The organism is Micromonospora zhanjiangensis (genome assembly GCF_042650605.1).
Classification (GTDB): Bacteria; Actinomycetota; Actinomycetes; order Mycobacteriales; family Micromonosporaceae; genus Micromonospora_J; species Micromonospora_J zhanjiangensis.
This window is the reverse complement of record NZ_JBHSBN010000005.1, coordinates 257,680-274,483: the sequence shown is the minus strand read 5'-3', so window position 1 is coordinate 274,483 and position 16,804 is coordinate 257,680. Positions and strand designations below refer to the sequence as shown.

At 71.3% G+C, this 16,804-nt stretch carries 19 protein-coding genes; 7 read left to right on the top strand and 12 right to left on the bottom strand.

The window, feature by feature from the left end:
• Positions 1–40: 40 nt before the first annotated feature.
• Both ACFOX0_RS10535 and ACFOX0_RS10530 read left to right on the top strand, forming a co-directional pair.
• Positions 41–1,126 (top strand): winged helix DNA-binding domain-containing protein, encoded by a 1,086-nt coding sequence (locus tag ACFOX0_RS10535; protein WP_377544260.1) that lies wholly within the window; start codon positions 41–43, stop codon positions 1,124–1,126.
• A gap of 45 nt (positions 1,127–1,171) precedes the next feature.
• Positions 1,172–1,726 (top strand): Uma2 family endonuclease, encoded by a 555-nt coding sequence (locus tag ACFOX0_RS10530; RefSeq protein ID WP_377544124.1) that lies wholly within the window; start codon positions 1,172–1,174, stop codon positions 1,724–1,726.
• Positions 1,727–1,789: 63 nt separating this feature from the next.
• On the opposite strand, the gene ACFOX0_RS10525 is transcribed toward ACFOX0_RS10530, so the two are convergent.
• The 3 genes from ACFOX0_RS10525 to ACFOX0_RS10515 form a co-directional block, all read right to left on the bottom strand.
• Positions 1,790–2,281: a type II toxin-antitoxin system PemK/MazF family toxin gene (locus ACFOX0_RS10525; RefSeq protein ID WP_377544121.1), complete on the bottom strand. Its 492-nt coding sequence runs from the start codon at positions 2,279–2,281 to the stop codon at positions 1,790–1,792.
• 55 nt (positions 2,282–2,336) lie between these two features.
• Positions 2,337–2,993, bottom strand: a complete 657-nt coding sequence (locus ACFOX0_RS10520) for an HAD family hydrolase (protein WP_377544118.1) — start codon at positions 2,991–2,993, stop codon at positions 2,337–2,339.
• Positions 2,994–3,060: 67 nt separating this feature from the next.
• Complete coding sequence (locus ACFOX0_RS10515) at positions 3,061–4,842, bottom strand: hypothetical protein (RefSeq protein ID WP_377544115.1); 1,782 nt, start codon at positions 4,840–4,842, stop codon at positions 3,061–3,063.
• A 137-nt stretch (positions 4,843–4,979) separates the two neighbouring features.
• Here ACFOX0_RS10515 and ACFOX0_RS10510 point away from each other — a divergent pair, with 137 nt between their 5' ends.
• Positions 4,980–5,303 (top strand): hypothetical protein, encoded by a 324-nt coding sequence (locus ACFOX0_RS10510; RefSeq protein WP_377544112.1) that lies wholly within the window; start codon positions 4,980–4,982, stop codon positions 5,301–5,303.
• A gap of 198 nt (positions 5,304–5,501) precedes the next feature.
• On the opposite strand, the gene ACFOX0_RS10505 is transcribed toward ACFOX0_RS10510, so the two are convergent.
• Complete coding sequence (locus ACFOX0_RS10505; RefSeq protein ID WP_377544109.1) at positions 5,502–6,263, bottom strand: NAD(P)H-binding protein; 762 nt, start codon at positions 6,261–6,263, stop codon at positions 5,502–5,504.
• A 13-nt stretch (positions 6,264–6,276) separates the two neighbouring features.
• Here ACFOX0_RS10505 and ACFOX0_RS10500 point away from each other — a divergent pair, with 13 nt between their 5' ends.
• The gene (locus ACFOX0_RS10500; protein WP_377544107.1) at positions 6,277–6,846 is read left to right on the top strand and encodes a TetR/AcrR family transcriptional regulator; all 570 of its coding nucleotides are present in this window, start codon (positions 6,277–6,279) and stop codon (positions 6,844–6,846) included.
• 129 nt (positions 6,847–6,975) lie between these two features.
• Here the strand turns inward: ACFOX0_RS10500 and ACFOX0_RS10495 are convergent, their stop codons facing one another.
• From ACFOX0_RS10495 to ACFOX0_RS10465, 7 genes are all read right to left on the bottom strand, one after another.
• Positions 6,976–7,350 carry a type II toxin-antitoxin system VapC family toxin gene (locus ACFOX0_RS10495; RefSeq protein ID WP_377544106.1) on the bottom strand — a complete coding sequence of 125 codons (375 nt, stop codon included), beginning with the start codon at positions 7,348–7,350 and terminating at the stop codon, positions 6,976–6,978.
• Complete coding sequence (locus ACFOX0_RS10490) at positions 7,347–7,601, bottom strand: type II toxin-antitoxin system Phd/YefM family antitoxin (RefSeq protein ID WP_377544103.1); 255 nt, start codon at positions 7,599–7,601, stop codon at positions 7,347–7,349. The genes ACFOX0_RS10495 and ACFOX0_RS10490 overlap by 4 nt, the downstream gene beginning before the upstream one ends.
• Positions 7,602–7,718: 117 nt before the next feature.
• On the bottom strand, positions 7,719–8,345 hold the full coding sequence (locus tag ACFOX0_RS10485) for a DUF998 domain-containing protein (protein WP_377544101.1): 627 nt from the start codon (positions 8,343–8,345) through the stop codon (positions 7,719–7,721).
• A gap of 241 nt (positions 8,346–8,586) precedes the next feature.
• Positions 8,587–9,792 (bottom strand): ABC transporter ATP-binding protein, encoded by a 1,206-nt coding sequence (locus ACFOX0_RS10480; protein ID WP_377544098.1) that lies wholly within the window; start codon positions 9,790–9,792, stop codon positions 8,587–8,589.
• An 11-nt stretch (positions 9,793–9,803) separates the two neighbouring features.
• A complete protein-coding gene (locus ACFOX0_RS10475; RefSeq protein ID WP_377544096.1) occupies positions 9,804–10,643 on the bottom strand; it encodes a carbohydrate ABC transporter permease in 840 nt (279 codons plus the stop codon).
• Positions 10,643–11,602: a carbohydrate ABC transporter permease gene (locus tag ACFOX0_RS10470; RefSeq protein WP_377544257.1), complete on the bottom strand. Its 960-nt coding sequence runs from the start codon at positions 11,600–11,602 to the stop codon at positions 10,643–10,645. The genes ACFOX0_RS10475 and ACFOX0_RS10470 overlap by 1 nt, the downstream gene beginning before the upstream one ends.
• Positions 11,603–11,631: 29 nt before the next feature.
• The gene (locus ACFOX0_RS10465; RefSeq protein WP_377544093.1) at positions 11,632–12,918 is read right to left on the bottom strand and encodes an ABC transporter substrate-binding protein; all 1,287 of its coding nucleotides are present in this window, start codon (positions 12,916–12,918) and stop codon (positions 11,632–11,634) included.
• 348 nt (positions 12,919–13,266) lie between these two features.
• Between ACFOX0_RS10465 and ACFOX0_RS10460 the strand changes: the two genes are divergently transcribed.
• The 3 genes from ACFOX0_RS10460 to ACFOX0_RS10450 all read left to right on the top strand — a co-directional run bounded on the left by ACFOX0_RS10460 (position 13,267) and on the right by ACFOX0_RS10450 (position 16,185).
• Positions 13,267–13,698, top strand: a complete 432-nt coding sequence (locus tag ACFOX0_RS10460; RefSeq protein ID WP_377544091.1) for a hypothetical protein — start codon at positions 13,267–13,269, stop codon at positions 13,696–13,698.
• A gap of 54 nt (positions 13,699–13,752) precedes the next feature.
• Positions 13,753–14,037 carry a hypothetical protein gene (locus tag ACFOX0_RS10455; RefSeq protein ID WP_377544088.1) on the top strand — a complete coding sequence of 95 codons (285 nt, stop codon included), beginning with the start codon at positions 13,753–13,755 and terminating at the stop codon, positions 14,035–14,037.
• 150 nt (positions 14,038–14,187) lie between these two features.
• Positions 14,188–16,185, top strand: a complete 1,998-nt coding sequence (locus tag ACFOX0_RS10450; protein ID WP_377544085.1) for a putative bifunctional diguanylate cyclase/phosphodiesterase — start codon at positions 14,188–14,190, stop codon at positions 16,183–16,185.
• A gap of 41 nt (positions 16,186–16,226) precedes the next feature.
• Here ACFOX0_RS10450 and ACFOX0_RS10445 read toward each other — a convergent pair whose 3' ends face one another.
• On the bottom strand, positions 16,227–16,799 hold the full coding sequence (locus tag ACFOX0_RS10445) for a hypothetical protein (protein WP_377544082.1): 573 nt from the start codon (positions 16,797–16,799) through the stop codon (positions 16,227–16,229).
• Between the last annotated feature and the right edge of the window lie 5 nt (positions 16,800–16,804).

The following is a 16,804-nucleotide window of genomic DNA, read 5'->3' as shown; positions in this document are numbered from 1 at the left end:
GGCCGTGCAGCTGAGACCGGCGGACGTGTTGGCCCTGCGGATGGTGAGCCTGCTGCTGCGCGCTCATCCGGGCGGGATCCGCCCGCCGGACGACGTGGCGGGCGTGGTCGAGTGGTTCGGCGCCATGCAGGCGCAGGACGTGGCGAGCGGGATGTGGTCGTTGGGCGTCCGGTTGCCCGGCCGGACGCAGGTCGACGTGCTGGCCGCGATGGAACGGCGGGAGGCCGTCCGGACCTGGCCGATGCGCGGCACCGTGCACCTGGTGCCGCCGCGCGACGCGCGCTGGATGCTCGACCTGACCGGCGTACGGGCGCTGGCCGCCGCCGAACGTCGACGGCAGGTCATCGGCCTGTCCGAGCGGGACGCCGACCGGGCGGTGGAGGCGCTCGGCGCCGCGCTGGCCGGCGGCGGCCGGTTCACCCGGGCCGAGTGCCTGGCCACGCTCACCGCGGCCGGCGTCGACGGCGCCGGCCAGCGCCTCTACCACCTGCTCTGGTACGCCAGCCAGCGCGGCGTGCTGTGCATCGCCCCGCACGTCGGCAACCAGCAGACCTTCGTGTTGCTGGACGAGTGGGTGCCCGATCCGCGCCGCCCGGAGCGGGACGAGGCGCTGGGCATCCTCGCCCTGCGCTACTTCCGCAGCCACGGCCCGACCACCCGGCAGGACTTCGCCGGCTGGACCGGCCTCACCGCCGCCGACGCCAAGCGCGGCATCGCGGTGGCCGGCGTCGCGCTGACCGCCGTCCGGGTCGACGGCGTCGAGCTGTACGCCGAGCCGGCGCTGCTGGACGCGTACGCCTCCGCCGCAGCCGGCCCGGACGGCGACGACCTGTTCACGCTGCCCGGTTTCGACGAGTACCTGCTCGGCTTCAAGGACCGGTCGCTGATGGCCGACCCGGAGCACCTGCGGGCGATCGTCCCCGGCGGCAACGGGGTCTTCCAGTCCACGGTGGTCCGCGCCGGCCGGGTGATCGCCACCTGGAAACGGACCACCGGAAAGACCCGCACCACGGTCACGGTCCAGCCCCTGGTCACCCTGGGCGCGCGCGACCGCAAGCGGGTCGAGCGGGCGTTCGCACCGTACGGGACGTACGTCGACCAGCCGCTCCGCGTCGACTGGCCCTGACCGCGTCGACGCGGTCCGGGTCAGGCCACCGATAGGATGTCCCACATGAGCTCAGAGGCGGTTGGCAGGTACATGCCCACGGTCGTGACGCTCGATGACCTGACCGCGATGATGGCCGCGGACGAACACCACCGGTACGAGATCAGTCCTGAGGGAGTTCTCTCGATCATGCCGCCGCCGGGATACACCCATGCGATCATCGCGACCCGGCTCATGGTGTGGCTCGCCCAGGGCGGTGTCCCGGCGGAGCGCATCGCCCAGGCCGTCGGCCTGCGCATCCCGGGCCGGCACGGCGGGGTGGGCGGGCGCATTCCCGACCTGGTCGTCTGGAGCAAGGCCCAAGAGGACGGCGTCTGGCTGCCGGTCTCCGACGTGCTCCTCGTTGTCGAGATCGTCTCACCCGGCTCGGAGGGCATCGACACCGTGACCAAGCGCGGTGAGTACGCCACCGCCGGCATCCCGCAGTACTGGGTCGTGGACCAGGACCCGGCTCAGACGGTGACCCTGTACCACCTGGACGGCGACCAGTACGTGGTCCGCGCGACGATGCCGCTCGCCTGGGTCCTCAACGCCGTCCCGGCGGAGTACGACCTCGGTTGACGCCGCGCGGCCACCACGGGCTGAAGCTCGCGGTGGCCGACGGTCGGTCGAAGGCGTGCGGTGTCAGGACCAGCCGTAGCCGGCGCGCAGGGCCTGACCCACCTTGTCGAAGCGGGCCCGGTCCAGCACCGCGCCCTCGCGCCGGATGCCGTCCTCGCGCATGGTGAGCACCCGGTCCAACCGGATCCAGCTCGGCCGCTTCTCCCGGTCCCAGTCGCCGGGGCCGAGGGCCAGCCAGTGCCGCTGGCCGTCCCGGTCGCTCTGGCTGGACAGCATCAGGCCGTACAGGGTGCGGCTGTTGCGTCCGACGACCAGGACCGGCCGGTCCTTGCCCTGGCGCGGGTCGTCCTCGTAGTTGACCCAGGTCCACACGATCTCGCCCGGGTCGGCCTGGCCGTCCGGCTCCGGCGCGTAGCTGAGCTGCCGCCGCTGCAGCGCCGCCACCTGGCGCCGCCGCGCCGGCTGGGCCGGGACCGGCCCGTCCGACCTGCCGGCGGCCACCCGTCCGGTCAGTCGTCCGACCTGTGCCGCCACACCCCTCAACAGATTCGCCACGGCGGGCAGCGTAGCGGGTCCGGGGAAGGTCCGCTCGACGGTGTCCGGTCCGGTGTCAGTCCCCTGCCGCGTTGTGCCTCGCGACCAGGGCCGGGAGTTCGGCCAACGAGCCGATGTGGAACAGACACCGCCGCGCCACGGCCGGATCGTCCAGGATGTGGCCCCACGGACCGCGCCGAATCAGGCACGCCTTCATACCGGCCGCCATGGCCGGGCGGGCGTCGTTGTCGGGTCGGTCGCCGACGTAAAGCATGGTCGACGCCGCACCACCGCCTTCCCGGACAACCCGCTCGAAGAAGGCCGGTGACGGTTTCGCCACGCCCCACCCGGCCGACGTGCCGATCACATCCACGGGTAGGGCGAGAGCGCGCAGGGTCGCCTCGGCGTGCGCCGGCTGGTTGCCGGCCAGGCCCACGAGCAGGTCCTGCTCCTTCAGGGCGGTCAGGCACGCCCGCGCGTCGGGGTAGAGGTCCGCCTCGCCGAACGACTCCGGGCAGCCAGCGGCCGCTCGCCGGTCGAGTTCGGTCGCGAGGTCGAAGTCGGGTCGGAAGGCGCGGAACGTCTCCTGATAGTCCAGACCCCGGGCGATCACCGCACCGAAGACCGCCGAGAAGGTGTGCCTGGGAACACCGAGCCAGTCCGCCCAGGTCTCGAACTCCCGGGTCTCGTCGACGATGGTCCCGCCGACGTCGAAGAAAATCGTGTCGATCACGTGCGGTCCTCCCCCACGGTCGCGCCGTCAGGGGAGCCTAGACGGAATCAGCCGATTTCTTCGGGGCTCAGCGGTCCGCGGATGGCAGCAGCAGATCGGTCAGCCGCTCGATGCCGTGGCGGAAGCGGCGGAAATACGTCGCCCGGCTCAGGTGCATCCGGTGCGCGATGATCTCGTGCCCGCCGGCCGCGCGCAGATAATACTGGGCGAGGATCCGCCCGGCTTCGGCGTCGACGGGCTCCGGCGATTCGGCGAGTGTGCTGATCGTGGACCGCAGCAGGGCGGCGAGGGCGGCACCCGAACCGGCACCGGTCCAGGCCACCAGCGGGGAACGGGCGAGCCCACCGGGCGAGCTGACGTCGACCAGCGCGTCGCGTACCGCGCGAGCGGCCCGGTCCGCCGGGCCGTCACGCTGCATCCGCCGCAACCAGCCCAGCAGGTTGTCCGCGTCGAACGTCCGAGACAGCACGACGTTGGCCCGGCCGCAGCGGTACAGGTCGTCGCGGGTGCCGCCGAGCCTGCGCAGTCCGAACCGGTCACACAGCCGCTGGTACGGCAACCACGGGGTGGAGACGACCAGTCGCCCCGTGCGCAGCCCTGCAACCAGGATCTCGTGTACCAGGACAGGTTGCAGCCGTTCCGCTCCTGGGCGCATCGCCATCATCCCGACCACGATCCCGCGATCGGACGGCAGTGCGTCGACGTGCTGCTGGAGCAGCCGGTCCAGGACCGGAAGCCCGGGATCGAGTGGGCTGATGTTGACCATGCCGAGCGGTTCGTCGTCCGCGTCCACCAGGAAGCGGAAGCCGGGTACGGGGCCGGACAGCCAGAGCTGCGCCATGCGTTCCGCCCGGGTACGGGACAGTCCCTCGTCGTCCGCCCATCGACGGATCAGCCGGCCGACATGGTCGGCGTCGGACGGTCCGGCGTCCCGGACCCGGACGTGGCCGGATGGCTCGACGAACAGGTCGGCGCGTACCCGGGGTGTCGCCGACAGGTTCAGGATCTGGCTGACCAGCCGGCCACGGAGCGAGGCCTCCGTGACACCGGCGAGTTGCCGGGAGCGGTACGCGCTGGTGCGGGCGGCCAGCGCAGCCCTGCTCACCGGATGGCGCCAGCGGTGCGCCAGGTCGAGCACCGTCCGGTACGGCTCGGCGACGGTCAGGCCGTGCACGTCGGGACGGACGATGCTCAGTTCGCTGAGCCAGTCGAAGGAGTCGGCCGGCGCGGCGACCAACTGGCGTAGCAGGTCGTCGTCCGCGCCGTCCACGGTGGCCAGTACGGGGACCGCGACCGGTACCCGGCGGGGCACCTCGGTGCGTACCCGACGCAGTATCTCGGTCGCCGCGGCGTGCGCCAGCGTCCCGTCGCTCAGCCCGTCGCCGCCCTGGCGCAGTTGCCGGCAGACCGCCGCGGCGATCACCGGTAGTCCACCGGCGAGCCGGAGCACGCGGTCCAGGTCGGGTTCCCGACGCACCGCGTGCCCGTACGCCAGGGCAGCGATGTCCGCCCGGGACCACGGCGCCAGGCGGATCTCGGTGATCGCGGTGCCGGTCCATTCGGGGTAGTTCGTCAGGGGGCGGCGACCGGCGACCAGGACCGGGCCGGTGGCCGGAACGTCCCGGCACAGTCGCCAGGCGGCCCGAGCCTGCCGGGCGCCGTCCACCCCGTCCACCAACGGAATCGCCGGGAGACCAGGACGGCGCAGCCGGTTCAGGCTGGCCCTCGCCACGGTGCTCTTACCTGTGCCGAGCGCCCCGATCAGCTGGACCACCGGGCAATCACCGCCCCGCAGCGCGGTGTCCACCCGCCGAACGGCCGACTCGAACGCGAGTGTTGTGACAGTCACGGACCGCAACGTATACAACACCGTCGCCGGATGACCATCGGTGAGACGGATGTGAGACTTCGGCATCCATGGGAGCGGATATGTTCCGGGTACGCGCGTACCACAGAGACGTTCTCCCATCACCGAGGAGGTGGCTCGTGTTCCAGGCACGGCGAATCCGGATCGGCGCCCTGCTCGCCCTGGTGGCCGGCACCACGCTGGTCGCGTTCGACGTCCAACCCGCGGCGGCGGCCCCCACCAACTGCACCTACGGCTGGAACCTCTCCCTCAATCAGGAATCCGCGACCTGCACCGACCTGGTGCAGGAGACCTGGTACCTGCGGTTGACCTGTGAGCGGTTCAACGGCCTCCCCGACATCCACGTCAACGGCTCGGCCGTGTACGGGCCGGGCCGGGGCACTTCGATCGCCCGCTGCCCGAGCGGCACGGAGATCAGCGGCTCGACCTTGATGATCCTGTAACGGATTCCTCCTGGTCCACCGGCGTGGCATTCCGTGGACCGGGTGCCACACCGCCGTCCGGGTCGGGGGCTGGCCCCGGCCCGGACGGCGCGACGAGGTCGCGGGCCGCGAACAGCTCGATGTGGATGAGGCCCAGGCCTTACTGCCGGTGAGTCGGTTGTCTCGGTCGGAAGGGTGGACCGGGGTTCCCCGGCGGACTCATCGCCGCGGCACCCGGAAGGCCGCGACGTGCCGCCGGGCCCAGTCGGCGAAGGTACGGGGTGCTCGGCCGAGGACCCGTTCGACGTCGGGACTGATGCGCTGTTCGGCGGGGGTGGGCTCGCCGATGATGGCCAGGGTGGTCTCGACGACGGGCTCGGGCATGAACTGGAGCAGCTGCGCGCGGGCCTCCTCGGGGGTCTGCTCCACGAAGTGGACCGGCTCGCCCAGCGCGGCGCTGATCGCCTCGGCTCGTTGCCGGGGCGAGGTGAGGGCCGGCCCGGTCAGTTCGTAAATCTGCCCGGCGTGCCCGTCCTGGAGCAGGGCCGCGGCGGCGACCTCGGCGATGTCGTCCGGGTCGACGAAGGGCAGTCCGACGTCGCCGAACGGTGCGGCGACGGTCCGCCGGGCACTGATCGACTCGGCCCAGGCATACGCGTTGGAGCTGAAGCCACCGGGCCGCAGGACGGTCCAGTCCAGGCCCGACCGCCGGACGGCGTCCTCAACGGCTGCTCCCATCCTGCCGTGCGAGAGCGAGTCCGGCCGCGTCGCGACACCCTGCGAGGAGAGCAGCACGACCCGCTTGAGTCCGTCCGTCCGGGCGACGTCGAGGAGGTCGCTGACGGCGCCGCCCGGATCGCCGGCAGCGGACACGAAGTCGCCCGAGATCAACAGGAACATCGCGTCGGCGCCGGTGAGCGCGGGTCGCAGGCTCGCCGGCCGGGTCAGGTCGGCACCGACCGTCCGGACCCCGGGCGGCACGTCGGAGTCGCCGATGCGGCGGCTGACGGCCGCCGCCGCCCAGGTCCTGCACCGGCAGGGCGTGGAGCGCACCACCATCGCCGACATCGCCGACGCGGCCGACGTCCCGGTCGGGAACGTCTACTACTACTTCAAGACCAAGGACGACCTGGTCCAGGCGGCCCTCTCCGAGCATGCCGGGCACCTCGCCGACCTCACCGGCGAACTCGACCGGCTTCCCGACCCGCTCGACCGGCTCAAGGCCCTGGTCGCCGGGTGGGTCGACCAACGCGACATGGCGGCCCGCTACGGCTGCCCCACCGGCACCCTCGCCGCCGAACTCGACAAACGCTCCGAGGGCGGCATCGACGTCGAGGCCGGCAAGGTCATCCGGCTGCTGCTGGACTGGGTCGGGCACCAGTTCCGCGAACTGGGCCGTTCCGATGCCGACGATCTCGCGATCACCCTCGTCGGCGCCTACCAGGGCATGTCGCTCCTGGCCAACGCCCTGCGCGACCCGGAGATCATGACTCGCGAGGGAGCCCGCCTCACCCGATGGCTCGACGCCCTGCCCACCGGCACCCCAGGTGCCCGACATTCCTGAGCAACAGGCCCAGCTACCAGTTCTTTGGTGTGGGCGGAATCGGGACCGCCGGTCGGCGCGGCGGGAGGGTCTCGCCGGGCACGAAACGGTGGGTATCCATGGCCCCAGGGAAGCAGAGCTACTTCCGGTTCACACCTTGAGGACATCCACGTCGTACAGCGCCACCGAGGTGTCGCGCGATGCCAGGGTCAAGCCTTCGACCACCGCCTGTGCCACCAGCATGCGGTCGAAGGGATCACGGTGATGCGGTGGCAGGCGGCCCGCGACGATGCTGTGGGCGTGCGTCACCGGGAGCTCACGAAAGCCCATGTCCCGTACTCGCTCAGCGAGATCGGGAGGCCCCGCGAGCTTTCCCGCACTCTGCTTGATGGTGATCTCCCACAAGCTGACCGGAGAGAGGAAGATGTCCGGCTCGTGGCGAAGCCGGTCCAGAAACTCGGTGCCGAGAGTCTGGTCGCCGGTGATGGCCCAGAGCGCGACATGGGTGTCCAACAGCAGGGTCATGCGCCGATACCGAAGTCGGCGGCAATCTCGGCGTTGGTCTCGGGTGCGTCCCAGTCACCGGAGAGGTCGAGTTGCCCGGCGAGGGAGCCCACCGCGGTGCGATTGGCCCGGCGCACCAGCGGTACGACCTTCGCCACCGGAGTCCCCGCCCGGTCGATGATGATTTCCTCGCCGCGCTCCACCCGTTCGATGATGCGCGACAGGTGGGTCTTGGCATCATGCATGTTGTAGTGCGCGGCCTCAGCCGACATGCCGCCTCCCCCTCGGTTAGCTAAGACGTTAGCTTAGCCGAAGCAGGTGCACCGGGACGACGATCGACTCGCCGGGGCGAACGGTCGCGTCCACCTGGTCAACCGGAGCGCGGCCCGTCAGCCGGGTCGGCCCTGTTCCGGGCTGCGGGCCGGGGCGAACCGGTGCAGGCGCAGGCCGACCAGCAGCAGCAGGCCGATCTCGCCGACCGAGACCAGCCGTTCGATCAGCCCCACGTAGGGCTTCAGCGGCGAGCCGGTGAGGTAGGAGATGACGAACGGGACCAGCGCGGCCAGGCAGACCAGCGCGCCGACGGTGACCGCCCGGGCCGGCACCCGCAGCATGTGCCGGGGCCGGCGGGCGGCGGTCAGCAGCGCGCCGAGCGGCAGCCCGACCAGGGTGGCGACCGCCGCGAACCGGTGGATCTCGCCGACCAGACTGACCGGCACCCCGACCGGATCACGCGGGAAGACCGTCAGCACCACCAGGCCCAGGCACCAGCAGCCGAAACAGATCGCCTCCACCGGTACGGTCACCCGACGCAGCAGCGCCGGGCCGAGCAGCGTCACCGACCCCACCGCCAGCACCGTCGTACCGACGTCGAAGATCCAGCCGTACGACCGCAGCGCGTAGTCGCTCAGCGTGCCGCTCACCGGGTCGATGTCGGCACCGACCACGTGCAGCACGGTCAGCAGCACCAGCGACAACCCGATCGCCACCAGGCCGACGATCTGCCGTACGGACATCAAGGCACCCTTCTGCGCGGTCGGTCGGCCCGCTCCGCCCGGTGGGGTCCGGCCCTTGCCTCCTGGGCGGTGGCTCCGCTATTCCCGGTCGGTGGCGGGTCACACGTACCGGGTCAGGGTGCCACCCGCCGCGGACCCGGACACGCCCGGGGTCGATGATCGTCATCGATGCCCCGAGCGGGTGTCCCGGTGTCGTCGCGCGCTCGGGCCGGCCGGCCGCCCCACCGCGCCGGGCGGCCCGTCAGCCGGCCAGCGCGCCCGCCGATCGGCCCTCGTGCAGCGTCAGGTTGCGTCCGTCCGCCGGGTCGAACAGGTGGATCTTGTCCAGGTTGAACCAGACCCGCCGATGTTCGCCCTCGGTGACCGGGGACTCGGCCGACAGCCGGGTCACCAGGTTGGCGGCGTCCCCGCCGAAGTCCACCCCGGTGTCGGCGGCCAACTCCTCCAGCTCGGCGGAGGAGGCCCGCTCCCCCTCGACGGTGAAGTAGACGTACTTGTCCGAGCCCATCGACTCGACGATGTCGACCGGCAGCTCGAACTCGTACCCCCGACCGCGGGCCGCCTCGTCGACCAGCTCGGCGTCCTCGAAGTGCTCCGGCCGGATGCCCAGGATCAACTCCCGGGGCGCGTTCTCGCTCTCCAGCTCGCGGCGTACCCGGTCGCCGAGCGGCAGGTCACCGAGTGCGGTCCGCAGCTTCCCCTCGGCCACCGTGGCCCGCAGGAAGTTCATCGACGGGGAGCCGATGAAGCCGGCCACGAACAGGTTGGCCGGGTGGTCGTACAGCTCCTGCGGCGGGCCGACCTGCTGCACCGCGCCGCCCCGCATGATGACCACCCGGTCGCCGAGGGTCATCGCCTCGGTCTGGTCGTGGGTGACGTAGACGGTGGTGGTGCCGAGCTGCTTCTGCAGCCGGGACACCACGGTCCGCATCTGCACCCGCAGCTTGGCGTCCAGGTTGGACAGCGGCTCGTCCATCAGGAACGCCTTGGGGCTGCGCACGATCGCCCGGCCCATGGCCACCCGCTGGCGCTGGCCGCCGGAGAGGTTGGCCGGCTTGCGGTCCAGCAGTGCGGTCAGCTCCAGCACCTTCGCGGCCTCGTCGACCTTCTGGTCGATGGTGGCCTTGTCCAGCTTGGCCAGCCGCAGCGGGAAGGCCATGTTCTCCCGGACGGTCATGTTCGGGTAGAGCGCGTAGGACTGGAACACCATGGCGATGTCCCGGTCCCGGGGCGCCTTGTCGTTGACCCGCTCGCCCGCGATGCGCAGCTCGCCCGAGCTGATGTCCTCCAGCCCGGCGATCATGTTCAGCGTGGTCGACTTGCCGCACCCGGACGGGCCGACCAGGATCACGAACTCGCCGTCGGCGATCTCCAGGTCGACCTCGCGGACCGCGACCGTCCCGTCCGGGAAACTCTTGCTCACCTTGTCCAGCACGATGTCAGCCATGACTCACCCACCTACCCCTTGACTGCGCCGGACGTCAGACCGGACACGATGCGGCGCTGGAAGAACAGCACGAACAGAATGATCGGAACGGTGATCACGACGGCGGCGGCGCAGATCGCCCCGGTCGGATCCTCGAACTGCGACGCCCCGGTGAAGAACGACAACGCCACCGGCACCGTGCGGGACCGCTCGGTGGAGGTCAGCGAGATGGCGAAGAGGAAGTCGTTCCAGCAGAAGATGAAGACCAGGATCGCGGTGGTGAACACCCCGGGCGCGGCCAGCGGGGCGATCACCCGCCGGAACGCCTGCCCCTGGGTCGCGCCGTCCATCTTCGCCGCCTTCTCCAGGTCCCACGGGATCTGCTTGAAGAACGCCGACAGCGTGTAGATCGACAGTGGCAGCGCGAACGTCACGTACGGCAGGATCAGTCCCGGCCAGGTGTCGAACAGGCCCAGCGACCGCTCGATCTCGAACAGCGGCGAGACCAGCGACACCTGCGGGAACATCGCGATCAGCAGGGAGACCCCGACCAGCAGCTTCTTGCCGGGGAAGTCCAGCCGGCTGATCGCGTACGCCGCCATGGTGCCGAGCACCACCGCGACGAGGGTGGCGATCAGCGCGATGCCGATCGAGTTGACCAGCGCCCGGACGAACTGGTCGGTCTGGAAGATCGTCCGGTAGTTGTCCAGCGTCCAGTCCCGGGGGATGAAGTTCCCGTCGGTCAGGGTGGCGGTCGTCTTGAACGACAGCGACGCGATCCACAACACCGGGACCAGCGCGAAGACCACCACGACGAGGTCGAGCAGTCCCCAGCGCACCTTCGCCGCGGGGGTGGTGTCCAGGGCGGCCATCAGCGTCTCTCCTCCTCTGAGCTACCCGGCGCGGCGGTGCCGAACAACTTCACGAACGCGAACGCGATGATCGCGACCGCGATGAAGATCAGCACCGACATGGTCGAGCCGATGCCGAGGTTCAGACCCCGGATCAGGTTGTTGTAGGCGATCATCGACACCGAGGAGGTCTCGTTGGCCCCGGCGGTCAGCACGTAGATGTTGTCGAAGACCCGGAACGCGTCAAGCGTCCGGAACAGCAGCGCGACTAGGATCGCCGGCTTCATCACCGGCAGCATCACCTTGGTGAACCGCTGCCAGGCGGTGGCCCCGTCCATCGAGGCGGCCTTGAGCAGGTCCTCCGGCACCAGCGCCAGCCCGGCCATCAGCAGCAGCGCCATGAACGGGGTGGTCTTCCAGATCTCGGCCAGCATGATGATCGCCAGCGAGGCGGCCCGGTCGGTCAGCGGCGCACCCTCGCCCATCAGGGTGGCCAGATAACCGGTGCCCGGCGTCCAGGCGTACCGCCAGGAGAACGCCGCGACCACCGTGACGATGCCGTACGGGATCAGGGCGGACGTGCGGACCAGGCCGCGGCCGACGATGGTCCGGTGCATGATGATCGCCAGGCCCATGCCCAGCACCAGTTCGACGGCGACCGTGACGACGGTGATCAGCGCGGTCACCCCGAACGCGGTCCACCAGTACTGGTTGCTCAGCACGGTGACGTAGTTGTCCAGCCCGACGAACTTCGTCTGGTCCGGGAACTTCAGGTCGAACCGCTGCAGCGACAACCAGACCGAGTACAGGATCGGGTAGGCGGTGACCAGCAGCATCACCAGCGCGGCCGGCGCGCAGAGCAGCAGGCCCAGCCGGCGCTCGGCCCGCTTGCCCTCGCTCAGCGGCGGTCGGCCGCCGCGGCGGCGACCGGTGCCGCCCCGCTCGACGTCCTCGGCGCGGGCGGTTCCGTCGGCCGCCAGCTCCGACCCGAGCGACGTGGAAGCCTGCGTCACGGGAGCACCCCCTTGGAGTCAACGGCGTCCTGGGTCGCCTTGCGCAGCTCGTCAGCGGTCTGCTGCGGTTTGATCGACGCGGGCGGTGACAGCGTCGTCGTGGTCACCGTCGAGATGTTCTGGTACGCGGGGCTGCGGGGCCGTACCGCCGGGTCCTTCAGCTCCTCCAGGATGGTGTCCCGCATCGGGTACGCCTCGGCCATCTCCGGCTCGGCGTAGACCTTCTCGATGGTCGGCGGTACGCCGTCGTTGATCGCCGAGAACTTCTGGTGCTCGGCGTCGCGCAGGCAGGACGCCGCGTCGAACGCCTCCTCCGGGTGCTTCGAGTACGACGAGACGGCCAGGTTGTAGCCACCGATGGTGGTCTTGCTGGGCGTGCCGGCGTCGATCCCCGGGTAGCGCGCCCACTTGACCTTCTTGGCCAGCTCCGGGTCGGCCTCCTGCAGCGCCGGGTACACGAACGGCCAGTTGATCTGGAAGGCGCCGCCGCCGGACTGGAACGCCAGCCGGACCTCGTCCTCGATGTTGTTGCTGAACGACGGGACGGTGACGCCCGCGGTGGCGAACCGCTGCAACTGTTCCAGCGCCTTGACCGCGCCCTCGTCGTAGACCGCCCTGGTGCCGTCCTCGTTGAGGATGTTGCCGCCCGCGCTGGCCACCAGGGAGTTGTAGAGAACCATCAGGCCCTCGTACTGGGCGCCCATGGTGAGCACCTGGTACGGCTTGCCCTGACCCTTGAGCTGCTGGGACATCTGGATCATCTCGTCCCAGGTCTTCGGCGGGGAGTCCACCAGGTCCGACCGGTACCACAGCAGCTGCACGTTGGTGTTCTTCGGCGCGGCGTAGAGCTTGTCCCGGTAGGTGGCGGTGGCCAGCGGGCCGGCCAGGGTGCCCTGGGTGGCCTCGTCGCGGCGCGCCCCGGTCCACTCCCGGATCCACTTGGCGCTGGCGAACTCCTGGGTCCAGGTGACGTCCAGGCCCAGGATGTCCATCCCGGTGTCCTGGGCGGCGAGCCGCCGCACCAGCTGGGTCCGCTGGTCGTCGGCCTGTCGGGGCAACACCTGGTAGGCGATCCGGTAGCGGCCCGCCGCCTTGGTGTTGCAGTCGTCCACCACCTTCTGGAGGTTCTCCTCCGGGCCGTAGTAGAGGTTGACCGTCGGTGTCCCGCCGCTGTCGCCGCCGGAGCCGCAGGCCGCCAGCGGTGCGGTCACCGCCAGCGCGGTCCCGACGGCGGCCAGCCGTCTCAGTAGTCGTCGACCCGGTCGTTCCCCGGCGTCGGTCATCGCGCCTCTCCTCCCACTCGGCGGCGCGCCGGGAAGCCTCCCTGCTCCCCCGGCACGACGAACCGGCCCCGCCTCCGGCCGGAAGATCATCGTGAGGCGATTCCGGCTGGTGGGGGCCATTCGTGCTACCCCCACTGCCCGACCGCCGAAGCCGCGAAACATCACCATCGGAGATACACCGGGTTTGCGCCTGTTACATGGCTAATGCCCGGTTAGTCGACCCGCCTCGGCTCCCCGATGCAGCCGCCCGGACGGGCCGTCGCCGGGGCTCGGGCGGTCCCCGATCGGGGAAAGCGGCCCGCCGGGGTGGGGTGATTGGGCAGGATCGTCCTCACGAGGAGGTACGCCGTGCAGGACACCCGGGCGCTCGCCCTGTCGTTCGAGGTCGCCGGGCCACCCCCGATCCGGACCGACGGGCTCTCGATCTTCACGGCCGGGCACCGGCAGGCCGTCCGGGTACGGGCACTGCTGACGGCCGCCTGCGCCGCGGCCCAGGCGCAGGGCTGGACCGCCCTCACCGGACCGGTCGCCCTGGCGGTGGTGCTGCGCTGCCCGCCCGGGCGCCGGACCGCCGACGCGGCGAACCTGATCGGCGGGATCGCCACGGTGCTGCAGGACAAGAAGCGGATCTCCGCCATCGGGCCGAGCCACCTCGGCGTGCTGGTCGACGTCGCCCTCTACGGCGACGAACGCCAGCTGCGACGAATCTCCTATCAGGAGGAACCGGCGCCGGCCATGTCCTATCTGGTCCGGGTCGCCGAACTGCCGGCCGCGGTTTGACCGGCCCGCGCGACCGGGTACCGCGGAGCCGGACGAGAAGAAGGGGAAGAACCCATGTCGGAACCACACGTGACGCTGAACCCGAGCGGTCTCGGTCCCACCGAGCTGAGGTTGCGCGGACCGCTGGAGGAGCAGCTCACCTCGGCCCTGCGGGCGGCCACCGACCGGGTGCGCGGCGGCTACGCCGGTGAGCCCGTCGAGGTGGTGTGCCAGCGCCTGCTGGACGAGACCCGCTCCGGCCTGCACCCGGACATCGCGGCGGGTTTCACGCCGGACATGGACGAGTTCTGCCGGATCGCCGTCGCCATCGTCCGCGGCGACGTCCATCAACCCCAGTGACGCCGACTCCGCCCGTCCGCCGGGCGCCGCGGCGCCCGGCGCGTGCCGCCCACCGGTACGGCCCGCCGGGCGTAGACTCGTTGCCGCCACGGTGATCGATGGCCCTGGCCGTCGATCATTGAGCCTGGTGACAACTCTACGGGAGGCCTGGTGCCAGCACTGCCGGCCGGTGTGCTCGGCTCCGTGCTCGACGTCGCGTCGGCCGCCCTGGTGGTCGTGTCCGCTCACGGTGAGACGCGCTGGCGCAACCGCGCGGCCGAGCGGTTGCTGGTTGACCTGGGCCGGGAGCTGACCGCACTGCCGCTGGCGGCGGCCACCCCCGACGGCCCACCGGTACGCGTCCGCTGCCCGATGGCCGGGGCGCCGCCCCGCTACGTCGAGGTGTCCTGCCGGCGCCTGCCCGACACCGACCTGCTCTACGAGCTGACCGACATCACCGAACGACGGGCCGACCGGCACCGGGCGGACACCTACCAATGGCGGCTCTCCCGCATCGAGCAACTGTCCCGGGTAGGCACCTGGGAGTGGGATCCGCGTACCCAGGAGGTGGTCTGGTCGCCCACCATGCGTGCCCTGCTCGGCTTCGCCGAGACCGCCCCGTCGGACTACGCCACCTACCGGTCGCTGCTGCACCCCGACGACGTCGCGCTGGTCGAGTCGACGCTGGAGCGGGCGCTGCGCGACCCGGCGCCGTTCGCCTTCACCCACCGGATCTACCTGGCCGACCGGCGGACGTTGCGCATCCTCGAGTGCTTCGGCGAGGTCCTCACCGATCAGACCGGCACACCGGTACGGGTGCTCGGCACCGCCCAGGACGTCACCGAGACCCGGCGGGTGCAGGAGGAACTGGCCTACCTGGCCGAGCACGACCCGCTCACCGGGTTGCCGAACCGGCGGGCCCTCACCGCCCGGATCGACAAGGTCCTGGACACCATCCACCACCCCGACGCGGCCCTGCTACTCATCGACATCGACAACTTCAAGGACATCAACGACCTGCGCGGTCACGCCGTCGGCGACGAGGTACTGCGGCTACTCGCGCAGTTGCTGGCTACCCGCCTGGAACCGGACGCGATGGTGGCCCGGCTCGGCGGCGACGAGTTCGCCGTGCTGCTCGGCCGGACCGACGGTGAGCGGGCGCTGGCGGTCGCCACCGGCCTGTGCGACCTGGCCGCCCGCACGCCGCTGCTGGTCCGCAGCGAGCCGTTGCGGGTGACGTTGAGCATCGGCGCGGCGTTGCTGGACCCCGGGCACGACCACGAGCAACTGCTCGCGCACGCCGACCTCGCGCTCTACCAGGCCAAGGGCGAGGGCCGCGACCGGGCCCGGTTGTTCAGCCCGGAGCAGCAGCGCCAGGCCGCGCTGCGGGTCGACGTGGTCTCCCGGGTACGCCGGGCCCTGGACGAGGGTCGACTGCGACTGGCCGCCCAGCCGATCATCGACCTGGCCGACGAACAACCCCGCAGTTACGAGCTGCTGGTCCGGATGCCCGACGACCGCGAGCCCCGGCTGACACCGGCCGACTTCCTGCCGGCCCTCGAACGCGGCGACATGGTGTGCGAGCTGGACCGGTGGGTGGTGGAGCAGGCGGTGGGCGCCCTGGCCTTCGCCCGCGCCGCCGGTGCGGAGCTGCGGCTGGACGTCAACGTCTCCGGCCGCTCGCTGGAGAACCCGGACTTCGGCGAGTGGGTCGTCGGCGCGCTGCGCGCCCGGTCGGTGCCGGCCACCCAGCTCGGACTGGAGATCACCGAGACCACGGCGATCGCCAACCTGACCGCGGCCCGGCGACTGGCCTCCGTGCTGACCTCGGCCGGTTGCCGGTTCAGCCTGGACGACTTCGGCGCCGGCTACGGCTCGTTCGTCTACCTCAAGCACCTGCCGTTCAGCGAGATCAAGATCGACGGCGAGTTCGTCCGGCAGGCCGACCGGAACAGTTGCGACCGGGTGCTGATCGACGCGGTCGTGCGCGCGGCACACGGGCTGGGCATGGGCACCGTCGCCGAGCACATCGACCGACCGGAACTGGTGCCGGTGCTGCGAACCCTCGGGGTCGACCGGGGCCAGGGCTTCCACCTGGGCCGGCCGCTCGGCCTGGACGAGCTGGTCCGCCGCAGCAGCGCCCTGGCCGCCCAGCCGACCCTGTCCTGAGCCGCCGCACCAGCCGGGCCGCCCGGTCCCCGGCCGCCCGGTCAGCCGTCGACGATCGCGAGGACGACGGCTCCGAGGCCCAGTGGTACGTCCAGCACGACGCAGAACTCCGCCAGCGACCGGGGCACCACCCGGTTGCGCCGATAGTGGACCACGTCCCAGACGGCGTGACCGGCCAACGCGACGCCGGCCAGCACCAGGCCCGCGCGCGGGGCCACGTGCAGGGCGGCCACGGCGACGGCGCCGTACCCCAGCAGGGCGGCGGCCTGCCCGGTCAGCGCGGGCCGGGAGGCCGGGCCGAACAGCCCGACGACGACCAGGACGAGCGCGGCCAGGCCGATGGCGGCCCACCACACCAGGCCGACCAGCTCACCGACGACCACCACCACGACCGCGCCGGCGATGCTCGCCCACCCCACCCAGGGCCGGTTCGAGGCGGCCGCCGCCAGGTAGCACAACAGGGCCGCACAGAGGGTGACCGCAACCGTCTCCCGGCTCACGCCGGACGCCAGTTGCAGGACGGCGGCGGCCAGGCCGACAGCGGCCGGCCACCGGTGTCCGAGGTTTCTCCAGAAGCTCTTCCCGACCAGCGGGTCCCGCGTCGCGACGTTCATGCCGG